A 13,838-nucleotide genomic window follows, 5' to 3' on the forward strand; every position below is an offset into this window, starting at 1 on the left:
GCCTAGACGTTGGCGGACTCGGTGATAGCGGCAGCGTCGATAAGCTCGTCGGCGATGGCATTGACCCAGTCAATGCCCTGCTGACCCGGGGTAAAGACCATGTCGGGGAAGTGCTCGGTGAAGGAGAATTCGGCCTGGGCCGGGACGAGCTTCATTCCGACGCGTCCAACGATGTCGTGCCAGTGCGCGACGGAGGTGCGGGCGGCACCAGCACCGTAACCGATGAAGCCGACGGGCTTACCGGTCCACTCCTCAAACAGCTGATCATAAGCATCCTTCATCGGGCCAGGAATGGAGGCGTTGTACTCCGGGGTGACGAAGATGAAGGCGTCGAATTGACCGATAAGTTCCGCCCAGGCGCGGGTCTTCGGGTCGGCGTAATCGCCGTTTTTGACCATGCGCGGGGGGTTGGCGGTCATGGGGTTAAGGTCTTGCTCCTTGAGGTCAACGAGCACGTACTCGTTGCCATCGTGTCGAGCCTCAAGCTGCTCGATGGCCCACTGGCCGATGGTGATGCCGGAGCGTCCCTCACGGATGGAACCGACGAACACTGCGATCTTCATGATTACTCCTCTGTTTGTTGACTCGCCAACATTATCACTTGGTGTCGTATCCACAAAACAATCGTGAGCGACCTCACTTCGGCTAAAAATTAGCACTCACGATACGGATCATCGACGATCATTCCCGTCGATTCATGCAGCTCACCGAGGTTGTACGCCTCCCGCAGATTGTCAATCGTTAAGACCTGCTCCGGGGGCCCGAAAGCAACGACTCGGTTGGACATAAGGATGACATGGTCGGCTGCGCGCGCCTCATCCAGATCATGGGTGGTGTGGACAACCGTGCGGCCATCATCGGTCTCATCGTGAATGATCTCATCGATCGTGCGAGCGGACACGAGATCGAGCCCGGTGAGCGGCTCATCGAGGAGCAACACGTCGTGTGATTGGGCGAGGCCTTGTGCAACATAGACGCGCTGGCGCTGCCCGCCGGACAGCTCTTCCAGGTGCCGACGGGCGAGATCGGTGACGCGCAAGCGGTCCATGACGGCGTCGATACGCTTTTTATCAGCGGCGTTTAGCCGCCCAAACCACCCCGACTGGGGATAGCGGCCCATGGAGACGATCTCGCGCACTGACAGTGGCACGCCCTCCGGGAAGCTCACGGATTGCATGACGTAGCTAATGCGCCGTTTAGCCGCATCGGCCCGTCCCCCCAACACCACCAACTCGCCGCCGAGCGGCTCAATGAGCCCGCCGAGAGCGTGCAACAGCGTCGACTTGCCGGACCCATTGGGGCCGATGATGGCCGTGAGTTTGCCCGCTGGGATGGAAAAATCCGATGGCTGCACGGCGATGGTGCGGTCATAGCCCAGGCTCAGGTCGCGGGCGTGCGCGAATTCACTCATGCTGCCACTCCCGCGGTAACGGCGGGGCGTTTAGTGCGCCGACGGCGGAGATACTGGACTTCCATGACGAGGAGGAAGAAGACGATGGGCACGAGCGCCATCGTGGCCGCGGCGGCGGTACCCCAGTAGTAGCTGAGGATGAGGCCGATGACGACGGAGGCGGCGCCGATCACCGCCGATAGCGCAATCATCATGGGAATGGAGCGCGAAAGCAGTGCCGCGGCCGAGGGCGGGGCGACGAGCAGGCTGAACACCAGCATCGTGCCCACGGCCTGGAAGCTGCCGATGACGGCGGTGGCGATGAGCACGAGCAGGAGGGCATGAGTGAGCTTGGGTCGCATGCCCAGGGACTCGGCCTTGACCGGGGAGAAAGACAGCACGAGCAGGGGCCGGTAGAGCAGAAGCGAACCGACGATCACCACAACCGCCAGCACTGCCTGCTGCTGGATCGCCGCCCATGACACGCCGAGGGCATCACCGAACAGGATGCTGGTCAACGAGCCGGTGAAGGAACTCGAGCGGGAAATGATGACCACGCCCAGGGCCATCATGCCCACGAACAACAGGCCGATAGCCGTGTCTTCTTTGAGGTTGGTGTGCCGGTGAATCACCTCCACGGCCCCCACCATCACCGCGGCGGCGACGGCGGCACCCAGGATGGGGCTGAAGTCGAAGACGACCGCCGCCGCGATTCCCGGCAGGACGCCGTGGACGAAGGCGTCTCCGAAAAAGCTCATGCCGCGCAGAACGAGCCACACGCCCACGGTGGCGCTCATCACGGCGGCGATGAGTCCACCGATGAGGGCTCGCTGCTGGAATCCCAGCAAGAACGGTTCTATTAGCCAATCGATCACGGGTCTACGGTAGTCCCTTCTGCCGCCAAGGGAGGTGTTAGGAGAGCGCTTGGGCGATGAGGCGGGCGTTTTCGCGCATCATTCCTTGGTAGTCTGCGGCCGGAGAATCAGCCGGGCCGGTGCTGCCAACGTACAGCGGAACGACCTGCACGTCATTGCCTACTTCCCGCGCGAGCGAGTCGACCAGGCCCTGGCCAACGGCGGTGTTGGAGAAGATCACCGGAACTCCCCGGTCCTTGATGGTCGCGGCCAGCGCTGCGAGATCCTGGGACGAGGGCTCGGCTTCCGTGGAGCCACCAGGGACGACCACGCCGGCGGATTCGAAGCCGTAGGCGGCGTTGAAGTACCCAAAGGCATCGTGATCAGTAACGATCACGCGCTTGTCCGCCGGAACCTTAGCCAGGGTCTCCCGCAGCTCCCCGTCGAGCTCGGCGAGTTGCTTGCTCACGTCGTTTCCGCACTCGGACCACTTCGAATCCTCGGAGAGTTCTGCGGCCTTCGTGCCAATGAGCTCCGCAGCCTGTGCCATGCGCCCGGCATCGAGCCAGAAGTGCGGATCAAATTCGCCGTGGTCATGCCCTTCATGTCCGGCGTGATCATGGTCATCGTGATCACCGAAGGGAAGGGGGTTGAATTCCTCAGCCACGTCCACGACGGGGATGCCGTCGAGTTCGACCTGGTCCAGGGTGGTGGCCAGTCCATCTTCGAGGCCTAGGCCATTGGCGATCACCACGTCGGACTTCATCAACGCCGCGATCTGCGCGGAGGAGGCGGAAAAATCGTGCGGATCGGCGCCGACCGGCATCAACGTGGTGTAGTTGCCACCGGCGCAGGCGGCGATCTGCTCCGTCACGCTGCCCAGCGGAGTTGTCGTGGCCACGATGGTCAGCTCGTCGTTGGCGCCATTGTCGGAATCGCTGGCAGAAGAGCAGGCGGCTAGCGCGAGGCTGGAGACTGCGGCAAGTCCAATGAGGGAGGCAGATCGCTGGAGGCGCATGATTGGGGTGAACTCCTGAACTCTAATTGGAACACTATTGAAAGCAGTTCCCAATAGTACCCGGCGGGTGCACATGACGACAAATGAATGAATTCATCTCGCATGACTGACGCTGACATAATGACCCCATGAGCACCGACACCGATCAATTGCCGCCCTGCCCCCAGTGCGCGAGCGAGTTCACCTACGAGATGGACCCCCTGCTGGTGTGCCCCGAATGCGGCCACGAATGGACCCCGGCCTCAGACACTGAGACCGATGGCCCCGCAGAGATCACCGATGCGGTGGGAAACGTGCTTGTCGACGGCGACACAGTCACCGTCGTCAAAACCCTCAAGGTCAAAGGCTCCACGCAGCCGCTGAAGTCGGGCACGAAGGTGCGCAACATCCGCCTCATCGATACCTCCGATGAGCACAATATCGACTGCAAAATCGATGGCTTCGGGGCCATGAAACTGAAATCAAGCGTGGTCAAGAAGGCTTAGGCCATTCCGCCGAACAACGCACCGGCGAAGTAGGTCAGTGCCAAGCCCGCCGAACCACCGATGAGTAGCCGCAACATTGAGCGAAGCTTTGATGTTCCGGCCAGGTAGGCGGATACCACTCCAGTGATCGCCAGGGCCACCAAAGTAATAATCGTGACGATCCACGCCATGTAGTCATGTGGAGCGACAAGTACAGCCAGCATCGGCAGGATGGCACCCAGGAGGAAGGCCGCCGCGGATGAGCCCGCCGCCGCCAGTGGACTAGTCAACTCACCTTCGGTCATTCCCAACTCGAGCTTCAGATGCACCGGCAGGGGATCACCCGCCCCGATCTCCGCGGCAGCTTTCTCGGCGGTGGTGCGTTCAATTCCATAGGTCTGAAGAATGCCAACCAGCTCTTCTTCCTCCGCCTCCGGCAACTCTGCTAGCTCTCTTTTCTCTTTGTCCATGAGCATCCGCTCTGAGTCCTTTTGCGCGGACACTGAGACATACTCGCCCAGGGACATCGACACGGCACCAGCAACGGTTGCGGCAATGCCGGCCGTGAGAATTGGACCCTCGTCAGCCCCGGTTGCGATGATGCCCAAAAGAAGCGCGGCTACCGAGACAATTCCGTCGTTAGCTCCGAGGACTCCGGCGCGAAGCCAATTGAGGCGCGAGTTGTGGCCAGTATTGTGAGCTTCGCCCCTATGTCCGAGCAAGACTTGAGATATAGCCATAGTGTGCGTTTCCTAACTTCCGTTGTTGGCCCACACGAGGGCGGCACCCTCGTGACCGGTGCCAATGACAGTGACCAGGGCGGCGACAGCAACGGCCGCCGCCAACACTCGAATTGCGACCATGATGACGCTGCCTGTCGCTGGTCGACGGGAGAAGAACCAATAGCCTGCCGCGACAGCCAACATGACGAACACGGCCACGGTGAGAAAGTCCGCCCACCCGGCGTGATCGGCCACGGGGCCGGGATTGTGCTCCGAGAATCCTTGGGCCTCCAGAAGAGCCTCTCCGGTGAACTTGGCGCCAAGAGTAGCTGCGGCACCTACTGCGGCGACGACTACGGTCAACGTAGCCAACCGGCCGCGCAGCCGTGGAGCCACGGCCCAGACGAGAAGAAGGAGCGCGGCCACGGGGACCGCTACCACGGTGAGGTGGACGATGAGTGGGTGAGCCGGAATCCCGGCAACTGACATGGTCATAAATGAGATTAATAGTCTGTTGCCCAGATCACGTAAAGCGTGGGAATCCTACCCTGACCTGAGAAAACACCAGGTGGGGAGTTGAAATTTCAGACTGCAGGAAAACTCACAGCTAAAAGACAGCCAACACCCTAACGATCGCGCTTGCGATAGCCAATGCGGGGGCGGAACCCAGCCGGGTGCTTCAACTGCGCCACCGCATCCGCAATGTTCAGGCGGAAACGCGGGGTGATCGATTGCGGAAGCCGAGAGACCTCGAACCAGCCCACCTCCGTCGATTCCTCGTCCCCAACCCGCGGTTCGGCCTCCCCTACCGGAGACAGGCGCAAGCAGGTGTCCATGTAGGCGGTGACATCGCCGTTGGAGTAGGTGACGGGCCCGACCTGGCCGACGCCGAGGAGGGCTTCGACGCGGGCGTCGATAAGCGTTTCTTCCTTGACTTCCCGCAGAGCCGTCTCCGACGGGTCTTCGCCGGGCTCGCAGATGCCGCACACCGGGGTCCACCGGCCATCGTCGGCACGCTTGACCAATAACACCTCCGGGACGGCCCACAGAGGTGCCCCCGGCGGCACATCCCGCAGGACGATGGCCGTGACGCCGGGCAGCCATAAGGGATCGTGGCCGACCTTGTCCCGCAGGGCGAGGATGAAATCGGGAGTGGGCATTATCAGCGTCCTTAACTAGAGGTAGTCCCCGCCGGGAACGACCCGGTCGACGAGCTGCTGGATCTGGGGCATGGCAGTATACGACATTGTCATTGCCTCAAGCCCGAGGTCACACCCGGTGGCATCGGCAGCGCCACGGGTGCCGGAAACCAGCCCAATGATGACGCGCTGGCCCTCTAGGTCGGCGTAGACCGGGCCACCGGAATCGCCGGGCTGGGCGCAGACCTGCGCGGTGGAGGCAAAGGCCTCAAGCTCAGAGCCGTCGTGGCCGGTGAGGATGGCCCACGCCTCGGAAGCCTCCGGCGCGCCACACGTCTCCCCGGTCGTGTTCCCGTATTTGCAGACCACGGGCGGCAAGGCGCCGATCTCCTGCGCCACCGCAGTGCCAGCTGCATTATCTGGGGCCCGCATGGGGATCCACCGATTCGTGATCTCGATGATCCCGGCATCGAGCCTCTCCCCGGCAGGATCATAAAGATCGGAGTAGATGAAAGTTCCCACCGGGGTGTCGAAATTCGCCTGCATATCGGAGGTGCTCGCCCAGACGTGGTTGCCCACCTGGCCACAGTGCGAAGCCGTCACCGCGTAGGCCTTCTCCCCCGCCGTGAAGCTGTAAGCGATGGTGCACTGACCAACGCGGATCTCTTGACCCGGAACTGGCAGTGTTGACGTGATGCTCACCGCCGTGCCGGGCGCCCAAGGACTGTCCGTTGGCACGCGGACCGAGGCGCTGGGTACGAACTGCTCTGGCGCGGGGGCGGCCTCAGACAGGACAGTCGGGTGGGCCGCCTGCTCGGTGATGGCATAGCCCGCGATGCCGGCCACCCCGGCAGCGATCATGATTGCGGTGGTGGCCCAGATGCCAGTTCTCACGCCTCGTCGAAGTCCTCGGTGCCGGTGATCCCAGCTTCTTTGGCAGCTTCCTTCGCCGCCTCCTCCTCCGCGGCCTTCGCCTTAATCTGAGCGGCAAACCTCTCCGGGTCGAACTCGTTGAAGTATTCCTGACTCATCTTAAATTCCATGCCCATGCTTGCGGCCTCCTAGACGGTCGTGGTGCGGATCGAGTCAGACAAGAACTGTTTCACGGTCTCGGCGTCATTCGGCAGGTCAACCACATGGCGCTCGGCGTCCAGGATGCCACGGAAACGCTCCGGAACTGCTGGCTGCTGGCCAATGGCTTCCTCAATGGTGTCGCCGAACTTCACCGGCAGGGCTGTTTCCAAACACACGATGGGCGAATCGATCTCACCTACCCAGCCGCGAGCGACGTGCACTCCGTCCGCAGTGTGCGGATCGAGGAGGACTCCAAGGCGCTCGAACGTCTCCCGAATGGTGGCGACCCGGTCCTCGTGGGTCGAGCGACCGGAAGCAAAGCCGAACCCGTCCGGGTCGGCGATCGCGGGGAACGCGGGGTCGTCGGCAAGCGAGAAACCACCCATTTTGACATCAACGCCGAAGAACTGCGCGGTGCGATCAGCATCGCGGCCGAGCACGTCGAAGACGAAGCGCTCGAAGTTCGAGGCGCGGGAGATATCCATCGACGGCGACGAGGTGGCCATCGTTTCCTCAGCCGGGCGCGGCCGATAGTTGCCCGTGCGGAAGAACTCATCCAGCACATCATTTTCGTTGGTGGCGACGATAAGGCGATCAATTGGCAGGCCCATCTGGCGGGCGATGTGACCAGCACAAATGTCGCCGAAGTTGCCGGTGGGCACAGCGAAAGAAACCAGCTGATCATTGCTCTCGGTGACCTTGAGCCACGAGGAGATGTAGTAGACCACCTGCGCCATCAAGCGAGCCCAGTTGATGGAGTTGACGGCGCCAATGCGGTGCTCGCGCTTGTACTCCGCATCCGCAGACACGGCCTTGACCACATCCTGGCAATCATCAAAAACCCCGTCGAGGGCGATGTTGAAAATGTTGGGATCGTCGAGGCCAAACATCTGAGCCTGCTGGAACGGAGTCATCCGACCAGCCGGGGTAAGCATGAACACCCTGATGCCGTCGCGTCCGCGCATGGCGTACTCGGCGGAAGAGCCGGTATCGCCTGAGGTAGCGCCGAGGATGTTAATGGTCTCGCCGCGCCGCGCAAGTTCGTATTCAAAGAGCTCGCCGAGCAACTGCATCGCCATGTCTTTGAAGGCCGCGGTGGGACCCTCCGACAAGTGGCCGATATACAACGAACCAGCCAGGTGCGTGACGGGGACGATCTCCTCGCTGGCGAACTTCGGCGTGTGGTACGCCCGATGCGCAATGGCCTCCAGGTCCGCGGCCGGGATGTCATCGACAAAGAGCCCCAGCACCTCTGCGGCTAAGGCGGCGTAGCCTTCTTCAGCGAGCAGACTGCGCCAGCGGGTGAGCTGCTCATCGCTGAGCTGAGGATACTCTTCGGGCAGGTACAGCCCGCCGTCCGGCGCCAACCCACCGAGGAGGATATCGGTGAAGGAAACGGGGGTACGGGAAGCGTCTCGCGTCGAAATGTATTTCACGGAGACCACCTTACTTGCCCTTCGCACACCCGCATGCCGATGGTTGAAACTAAACCCTGCTAGAACAGCCCCCACGCCCCGACCCGGGGTATATGGTCTTATGGGTGAACAAGCCGCGCCTCGACCCCCACCCCCGTGAACAAGTAACCAGAAAAGCTATCACCGTTTGGGTGTTTGCCGTGCTGGTCTACGTCGTGGCGATTACCGGGCGCACCTCCTTCGGCGTCGCCTCAGTCGATGCCATTGAGCGTTTCGACGTCGATGCCTCCCGCATCGCCGTCTTCACCTCCGTCCAAATCGGCGTCTACGCCTTCGCGCAGATTCCCGTCGGCATGCTCACCGACCGTTTCGGACCGCGCAAAATGCTCGTCGTCGGCGCGATCATCATGGCCCTGGGCCAGGTCATTTTGGCGTTCTCGACCTCGTACTGGGTAGCGATCATCGCCCGCGTATTCATCGGGGCCGGCGATGCCACCGCCTTCCTGTCGGTCATGCGCATCCTCCCCTACTGGTTCCCCCTGAAAAAGACCCCGCTGTTTACCCAGATGACAGCTGCCATCGGTCAGACCGGTCAATTTCTTTCCGCCGTGCCCTTCCTCACCCTCCTGCACGGGCCCGGCTGGACCCCCGCATTCCTCAGCCTCGGCGCACTGGGCATCATCATCGCGCTGGCCGCGTGGGTCGCGGTGGCCGATTCCCCCGAGGCTTGGGCAGCAGCGGAAAAGGGGAAGGAGACGGAAAAGAAGCCCGCACCAGAACGGATGCCCATGGGCAAGCTCCTGGCCACCGTGTTCCGCGAACCACTGTGCTGGCAAGGATTTTTCAACCACTACGCCTCAATGATGCCGCAGATCGTCTTCACCTTGCTCTGGGGTGTGCCGATGATGACCTTGGGCATGGGCCTTTCTCCCTCGACCGTCGGCATGGTCTTGTCCATCAACGTCGTCGCATCCATGGCCGCCGGGCCTATCCTCGGCCCCATTTCCGCCCGCCTGGGTAGCAACCGCGTCGTCGCCGCCATCCTCTTCGCCGGCTGCATTGGCCTCACCTGGATCATTTTCTTCCTGCCCGCCGAACCTCGCGGAGTTTCCGCAATCATCGTGGTCAACATCGTCATGGCGCTGTTCACCCCCTCCTCCAACTACGGCTTCGACGACATCCGTGAGGGCCTCGACCGCCGCATCGTTGCCACTGCCACCGGCATGTCCAACATGGGCGGCTTCTTCGCGGGCATGTTCGCCGCCCAAGCCGTAGGATTCCTCCTCGACTATTCCTCCGACGGTGCCGCCTATACCTGGGCCGACTTCCGTCTGGCCTGGTGGGCCGTCATCATCGCGTGGGGCATCGGCATCCTCGGCCTTATCACCTTCCGCTTCATCGTCGCTCGCCGTCGCGCTCGCCGCGAGGCAGAGGGACTTGGCAGCGGCACCGTCCGGATTGTGGAATCCTCGGACGGCTAGCTCCCGGGATAACTTCGGGGCTATTCCATGAGGTAGCGCAGGGTACCGGCCGGATCATCCAGGAACTCCCGCGTCGCCACGACCGCCTCTGCCTCGTCGTAGACCGTCTCCGCCATGCCTTCCTCGTTGATCTCAACGATCGTCGCACCCGGAACCGCCAGGATGATCGGTGAATGAGTGGCGATGATGAACTGGCTACCCTGCCGCACGGCCTGGTGGATCTCCGCAACCAGCGCCATTTGCCTCACCACCGAGAGCCCCGACTCAGGCTCATCGAAAAGATACAGCCCGGCGGCCTCGCTAATCTGCTCGTCGAGCAAGGTCATCACGGATTCACCATGCGACATGTGCTTGAGTGAATCAACGGGGTCTGGGGCCTCCACCTCGAGAGCATCAACCGCATCGTAATGAGTCTCAGCGCGCAGGAAATAGCCCCGCAACGGAATCTCTTTGCCATGCAGAGTGATCCACTGGGCCAGCTCGGAGTGCGAGGGCGCAGCGTTAGCAGGTAAATGCTTGCGCAGGGGCCCACCACTGCTGTCGAATCCCACCGCAACGGCGATGGACTCCACGAGAGTCGACTTTCCCGACCCGTTATCACCAACGATGATGGTGACAGGGCTATTCAAGCGCAGGCCATTTAGCTGCACGAGGTGTCGCACCACGGGAAGATGGCGGACATAGCTGTCGTCCTGGGAATCTTCCAGGCGCACCGCGGTGATGAACATGTGTTCATGTTAGTGCTTTTCGGCCCCGCATCCGCGGAAGACGGGACACGGGGCCGGAAGGTTAATGGCGGGGCGGATCCTGACGGCCGGTGAGGATATCAATGACGCTGCGAATAGCCGCATCACCAACCGCCGGCCCACGGGGTGCCTGATGGGATTTGATCACCGGCTCACCGGTCGTGGCGACCGGACGCTCTGCAGTGCCATCGGCAATGACGAGCAACGTGGTGTCCTCCAGCTCGAGGGTGACGTTGTCGCTGACGCCAGCGGTGCGGGCGGCGTCGACAAGCGCGCGAAGATCTGCGAACGTAGCATCGGCCAGGTCGATGGAGAGAGATACGGCCATGATGGTCTCCTTAGTGCTGAGTGTTGGTCACGGCCCAGCGTAGGCACTGCACCCTGCCAGGAACAGGGCCCTTAAGGGTTTGCCCTGCCCCCGCATCAGGGCTCCATCGTCTCCTCACCCCAAAACACCTCGTCGACGACCTGCCGCGCCTGACGGGTGATCTTTAGATAGGCCTCCAAGAACCCCTGGTAGTCCTCCGGATCCCAGCCAGCCGCGCCCGCCACCTGCGCCAGGGCGGGGCCGGGTTGCGGCAGCTGATCAGTGCGCCTCCCGCGCACGAGCACGAGAGCATTGCGGGCGTTGGTAGCCATCAACCACGCCTCACGCAAAGTCGCCACCTTCCCCGGCGAGATGATGCCCTTTTCTTTGATGACATCGAGGATCTCCAACGTGGAAGTGTTGTGCATCTCCGGGAAGTTGTGGGCATGCATCATAGTCAGGAGCTGAACGGTCCACTCGATGTCAGTCAAGGCCCCGCGACCAAGCTTGGTGTGCGTGTTGCGGTCAGCACCGCGCGGTAGCCGCTCATCATCGATCCGCGCTTTCATGCGGCGGATCTCCCGAATCTCGCTTGCCGACGCCCCGCCTTCCGGATACCGAAACTCATCGATCATGCGCAGGAACTTCTCACCCACCCCCTCATCACCAGCAACGACAGTCGCGCGGAGCAGGGCCTGGGTCTCCCAAACCTCTCCCCATTCCCGGTAATAGCGCTCATACGATTCGATGGTTCGCACAGCCGCCCCGGATCGCCCCTCCGGGCGCAGGCCGAGATCCACTTCCAAGGGCGGATCACCGGAAGGTTTGGACAGCCTCGAACGCATGCGATCACAAATCCCGATCGCCCACTTCACCGCGTCACCGTCGTCGACTCCCTCGGTGGGCTCGCAGACGAACATGACATCGGCATCAGAGCCGTACCCGAGCTCGGCCCCACCCAGGCGGCCCATTCCAATGATGACGATCCACGCCGGCGGCGTATCGACGCCCCGTTCCAACAGGTCAGCCCGCACCTCAGCCAACAGGCTAGCCTGGAGAACTGCGTCCCACACCAACGACAATTCCAAGCACACCTGCTCAACCGGCATGAAGTGCAGGAGGTCAGCCGACGCGATTCGAGCGAGCTCCACCCGACGCAGCGAGCGCGCCACGGCGACCGCTTTATCCGGATCATCGTGTCGCTTCGACGAGGCCACAAGCGCCTTGTTGACCTGATCTGGCGCCACTTCCATGAGTTTGGGCCCGCTCGCGCCATCCCCGAGCTGCTTGACGAAGTCCGGGGCCGAGATAATCAGATCCGAGGTGTACGGCGACGTACCGAGGATGCGCATGAGGCGCTGGCCCACGACTCCTTCATCGCGCAGCATCCGCAGGAACCAAACCTTGTCGTAAGCGGCTTCCGATAGTTTGCGGTAGTTGAGCAGTCCCGCGTCCGGGTCGGCCGTCTCCGAGAGCCAGGTCATGAGAGTTGGCAAGAGCATGGCCTGAAGCTTTGCCTTGCGGGAGGCTCCGGAGGCCAACGCGGTCAGGTGCTCGAAGGCACGGGTAGGGTGGAGATAGCCCAGCGCCGCCAACTGCAGTTTCGCCGCTTCCGGCGACAGCGTGATCTCATCGACCGACAGGTTGACCACGGTGTGTAGCAGGGGCCGGTAGAACAGGCGCGAGTGTAGATCCGAAATCAGAAGCCTGATTTTGCGCAGCTGTGCAGTGAAAACTTCGATGGCGGATTTCTTAGCGCTGGCCGCAAACCCACTCGTGCGCGCCAACCACGCAAGGTTCTTCTCGTCTTCTTCAGCGGGAAGGGTGTGCGTCCGACGCAGGCGCTGCAATTGCAACCGGTGTTCCAAGAGGCGAAGGAACTCATAAGCCTCAATCAGTTGGTGACCATCTTCTCTTCCGACGAAGCCGCCATCGACGAGTGCCGCGAGGGCTTGAACGGTAGAAAGCACTCGCAGGGATTCGTCCGAACGGCCGTGAACGAGCTGCAATAGTTGCACCGCAAACTCAACATCGCGAAGTCCACCGACACCCAACTTGAGCTCGCGGGTACGCAGGTTCTCCGGCACATTCTCTAACACTCGACGACGCATTGCCTGGACGTCTTCCACGAAGGACTCTCGTTGGGAGGCGGACCACACCATGGGGGCCAACGCCTCCACGTAAGCCTGGGCGAGCGGCACGTAGCCGGTCATCGGCCGTGCCTTGAGCAGAGCCTGGAACTCCCAGGTTTCTGCCCATCGCCGGTAATAGGCGACGTGGCTGTCCAACGTACGTACAAGCGCGCCAGATTTTCCCTCGGGCCTCAGGTTGGCGTCAACCTCGAAGAAGGCGGCCGATCCGATCCTCATGAACTCGCCAGCCAAGCGCGTGGCCCGTGGGCTGGGTGGCTCGGCAATGAAAATGACGTCAACGTCGGAGATGTAGTTCAACTCCTGTGCACCGCACTTCCCCATCGCAATGATCCCCAGGCGAGTGTCCACGTCTTTTTCCCCATAGACACCGGTGACGGCAACAGACAGGGCGGCGGTGAGGGCGGCGTCAGCAAGCGATGAGAGCAGACCTGTGACAGTGCGGAAATCGATGCGTGGCTGCTGTAACCCGACATGGCGGCGGGAGACGAAGGTACCAGCAAAGTCGTGAGCGGCGATGCGCATGATGAGCGTACGATACGCCAGCTTCAAGTCATTCTTGGCTTCCGGCCCGCAGATAGCTGCCCGGTACGTACCGGGGGTGGAAAGATCCTCCCGGGCAGTATCTGGGCCGAGGTCCTCACCATCTTCCTCCGACACAACAATGGACGCTGGTGTTGCCCCCACTGCGCCGAGCATCGTCTGCATGAGCTCTTCGGGATGGGGAAGCTCCTTGTCCAGCTCGCGCCATAACTCGGGATTGGCCACCAAGTGATCACCTAGCGCAGTTGACCCTCCCACCAGAGCGAACAGCCTTATGCGCAGGTCGGTGTTGTCGCGCAATCCCCGATCGAGTTCGAATCGATCATCTCCCAGGGCATTCATCAGCCGCACGATGGTATTCAACGCCAGGTCCGAATCGCCCGCGCTGGCCAAAGCCCACAGCAGATCCGTGGAATCGGGGTTGTCCCAACCAAGCCACGTGAGATCGGCCGATGAATGCGGACCTGTCAGGTTGAGGACGGCCGGGGAGGGAACAGTCGATCGAGGTTGGGCTGCTGCAGACATAAGAGGAAAG

Annotated in this window: 15 protein-coding genes; 2 read left to right on the top strand and 13 right to left on the bottom strand. The window is 62.0% G+C overall.

Annotated features, from left to right (window positions below; translation table 11 throughout):
- Positions 1 to 2: 2 nt before the first annotated feature.
- The 4 genes from CATRI_RS08985 to CATRI_RS09000 all read right to left on the bottom strand — a co-directional run bounded on the left by CATRI_RS08985 (position 3) and on the right by CATRI_RS09000 (position 3,262).
- Complete coding sequence (locus CATRI_RS08985; protein ID WP_290216783.1) at positions 3 to 563, bottom strand: NADPH-dependent FMN reductase; 561 nt, start codon at positions 561 to 563, stop codon at positions 3 to 5.
- A gap of 89 nt (positions 564 to 652) precedes the next feature.
- A complete protein-coding gene (locus CATRI_RS08990; protein WP_290216785.1) occupies positions 653 to 1,411 on the bottom strand; it encodes a metal ABC transporter ATP-binding protein in 759 nt (252 codons plus the stop codon).
- Complete coding sequence (locus tag CATRI_RS08995; protein WP_290216786.1) at positions 1,408 to 2,265, bottom strand: metal ABC transporter permease; 858 nt, start codon at positions 2,263 to 2,265, stop codon at positions 1,408 to 1,410. Before CATRI_RS08995 ends, CATRI_RS08990 begins: the two co-directional genes overlap by 4 nt.
- A gap of 37 nt (positions 2,266 to 2,302) precedes the next feature.
- On the bottom strand, positions 2,303 to 3,262 hold the full coding sequence (locus tag CATRI_RS09000) for a metal ABC transporter substrate-binding protein (RefSeq protein WP_290216788.1): 960 nt from the start codon (positions 3,260 to 3,262) through the stop codon (positions 2,303 to 2,305).
- A gap of 128 nt (positions 3,263 to 3,390) precedes the next feature.
- On the opposite strand from CATRI_RS09000, the gene CATRI_RS09005 reads away from it, so the two are divergent.
- The gene (locus CATRI_RS09005; protein WP_290216791.1) at positions 3,391 to 3,747 is read left to right on the top strand and encodes a zinc ribbon domain-containing protein YjdM; all 357 of its coding nucleotides are present in this window, start codon (positions 3,391 to 3,393) and stop codon (positions 3,745 to 3,747) included.
- Here the strand turns inward: CATRI_RS09005 and CATRI_RS09010 are convergent.
- From CATRI_RS09010 to thrC, 6 genes are all read right to left on the bottom strand, one after another.
- Positions 3,744 to 4,466 carry a VIT1/CCC1 transporter family protein gene (locus tag CATRI_RS09010; RefSeq protein WP_290216792.1) on the bottom strand — a complete coding sequence of 241 codons (723 nt, stop codon included), beginning with the start codon at positions 4,464 to 4,466 and terminating at the stop codon, positions 3,744 to 3,746. The two genes, CATRI_RS09005 and CATRI_RS09010, sit on opposite strands and share 4 nt — an antisense overlap.
- 12 nt (positions 4,467 to 4,478) lie before the next feature.
- Complete coding sequence (locus tag CATRI_RS09015; protein ID WP_290216794.1) at positions 4,479 to 4,943, bottom strand: DUF2231 domain-containing protein; 465 nt, start codon at positions 4,941 to 4,943, stop codon at positions 4,479 to 4,481.
- A 131-nt stretch (positions 4,944 to 5,074) separates the two neighbouring features.
- Complete coding sequence (locus CATRI_RS09020; protein WP_290216797.1) at positions 5,075 to 5,608, bottom strand: NUDIX hydrolase; 534 nt, start codon at positions 5,606 to 5,608, stop codon at positions 5,075 to 5,077.
- Between the two features lie 15 nt (positions 5,609 to 5,623).
- Complete coding sequence (locus CATRI_RS09025; RefSeq protein WP_290216800.1) at positions 5,624 to 6,481, bottom strand: trypsin-like serine protease; 858 nt, start codon at positions 6,479 to 6,481, stop codon at positions 5,624 to 5,626.
- Positions 6,478 to 6,636, bottom strand: coding sequence for a hypothetical protein (locus CATRI_RS09030; RefSeq protein ID WP_290216802.1), 159 nt, complete (start codon positions 6,634 to 6,636; stop codon positions 6,478 to 6,480). Before CATRI_RS09030 ends, CATRI_RS09025 begins: the two co-directional genes overlap by 4 nt.
- A 12-nt stretch (positions 6,637 to 6,648) precedes the next feature.
- The gene (thrC, locus tag CATRI_RS09035; RefSeq protein ID WP_290216804.1) at positions 6,649 to 8,097 is read right to left on the bottom strand and encodes a threonine synthase; all 1,449 of its coding nucleotides are present in this window, start codon (positions 8,095 to 8,097) and stop codon (positions 6,649 to 6,651) included.
- A 104-nt stretch (positions 8,098 to 8,201) separates the two neighbouring features.
- On the opposite strand from thrC, the gene CATRI_RS09040 reads away from it, so the two are divergent.
- A complete protein-coding gene (locus tag CATRI_RS09040) occupies positions 8,202 to 9,557 on the top strand; it encodes an MFS transporter (protein ID WP_290216806.1) in 1,356 nt (451 codons plus the stop codon).
- A gap of 20 nt (positions 9,558 to 9,577) precedes the next feature.
- On the opposite strand, the gene CATRI_RS09045 is transcribed toward CATRI_RS09040, so the two are convergent.
- From CATRI_RS09045 to CATRI_RS09055, 3 genes are all read right to left on the bottom strand, one after another.
- Positions 9,578 to 10,285, bottom strand: a complete 708-nt coding sequence (locus tag CATRI_RS09045) for an AAA family ATPase (RefSeq protein ID WP_290216808.1) — start codon at positions 10,283 to 10,285, stop codon at positions 9,578 to 9,580.
- A 61-nt stretch (positions 10,286 to 10,346) separates the two neighbouring features.
- Positions 10,347 to 10,631, bottom strand: coding sequence for a hypothetical protein (locus CATRI_RS09050; RefSeq protein WP_290216810.1), 285 nt, complete (start codon positions 10,629 to 10,631; stop codon positions 10,347 to 10,349).
- Positions 10,632 to 10,726: 95 nt separating this feature from the next.
- Positions 10,727 to 13,828 (bottom strand): bifunctional [glutamine synthetase] adenylyltransferase/[glutamine synthetase]-adenylyl-L-tyrosine phosphorylase, encoded by a 3,102-nt coding sequence (locus tag CATRI_RS09055; RefSeq protein ID WP_290216811.1) that lies wholly within the window; start codon positions 13,826 to 13,828, stop codon positions 10,727 to 10,729.
- Positions 13,829 to 13,838: the final 10 nt, after the last annotated feature.

The sequence above is a fragment of the Corynebacterium atrinae genome, from assembly GCF_030408455.1.
In the GTDB taxonomy this organism is placed as follows: domain Bacteria; phylum Actinomycetota; class Actinomycetes; order Mycobacteriales; family Mycobacteriaceae; genus Corynebacterium; species Corynebacterium atrinae.

Excerpts from the sequence above, each read along its gene's own strand:
- CATRI_RS09010 (WP_290216792.1), bottom strand. The coding sequence starts at position 4,466 with ATGGCTATATCTCAAGTCTTGCTCGGACATAGGGGCGAAGCTCACAAT.
- CATRI_RS09045 (WP_290216808.1), bottom strand. The coding sequence starts at position 10,285 with ATGTTCATCACCGCGGTGCGCCTGGAAGATTCCCAGGACGACAGCTAT.
- CATRI_RS09030 (WP_290216802.1), bottom strand. The coding sequence starts at position 6,636 with ATGGGCATGGAATTTAAGATGAGTCAGGAATACTTCAACGAGTTCGAC.
- CATRI_RS08985 (WP_290216783.1), bottom strand. The coding sequence starts at position 563 with ATGAAGATCGCAGTGTTCGTCGGTTCCATCCGTGAGGGACGCTCCGGC.
- CATRI_RS08990 (WP_290216785.1), bottom strand. The coding sequence starts at position 1,411 with ATGAGTGAATTCGCGCACGCCCGCGACCTGAGCCTGGGCTATGACCGC.
- CATRI_RS09015 (WP_290216794.1), bottom strand. The coding sequence starts at position 4,943 with ATGACCATGTCAGTTGCCGGGATTCCGGCTCACCCACTCATCGTCCAC.
- CATRI_RS09020 (WP_290216797.1), bottom strand. The coding sequence starts at position 5,608 with ATGCCCACTCCCGATTTCATCCTCGCCCTGCGGGACAAGGTCGGCCAC.
- CATRI_RS09055 (WP_290216811.1), bottom strand. The coding sequence starts at position 13,828 with ATGTCTGCAGCAGCCCAACCTCGATCGACTGTTCCCTCCCCGGCCGTC.
- CATRI_RS09005 (WP_290216791.1), top strand. The coding sequence starts at position 3,391 with ATGAGCACCGACACCGATCAATTGCCGCCCTGCCCCCAGTGCGCGAGC.
- CATRI_RS09050 (WP_290216810.1), bottom strand. The coding sequence starts at position 10,631 with ATGGCCGTATCTCTCTCCATCGACCTGGCCGATGCTACGTTCGCAGAT.
- CATRI_RS09000 (WP_290216788.1), bottom strand. The coding sequence starts at position 3,262 with ATGCGCCTCCAGCGATCTGCCTCCCTCATTGGACTTGCCGCAGTCTCC.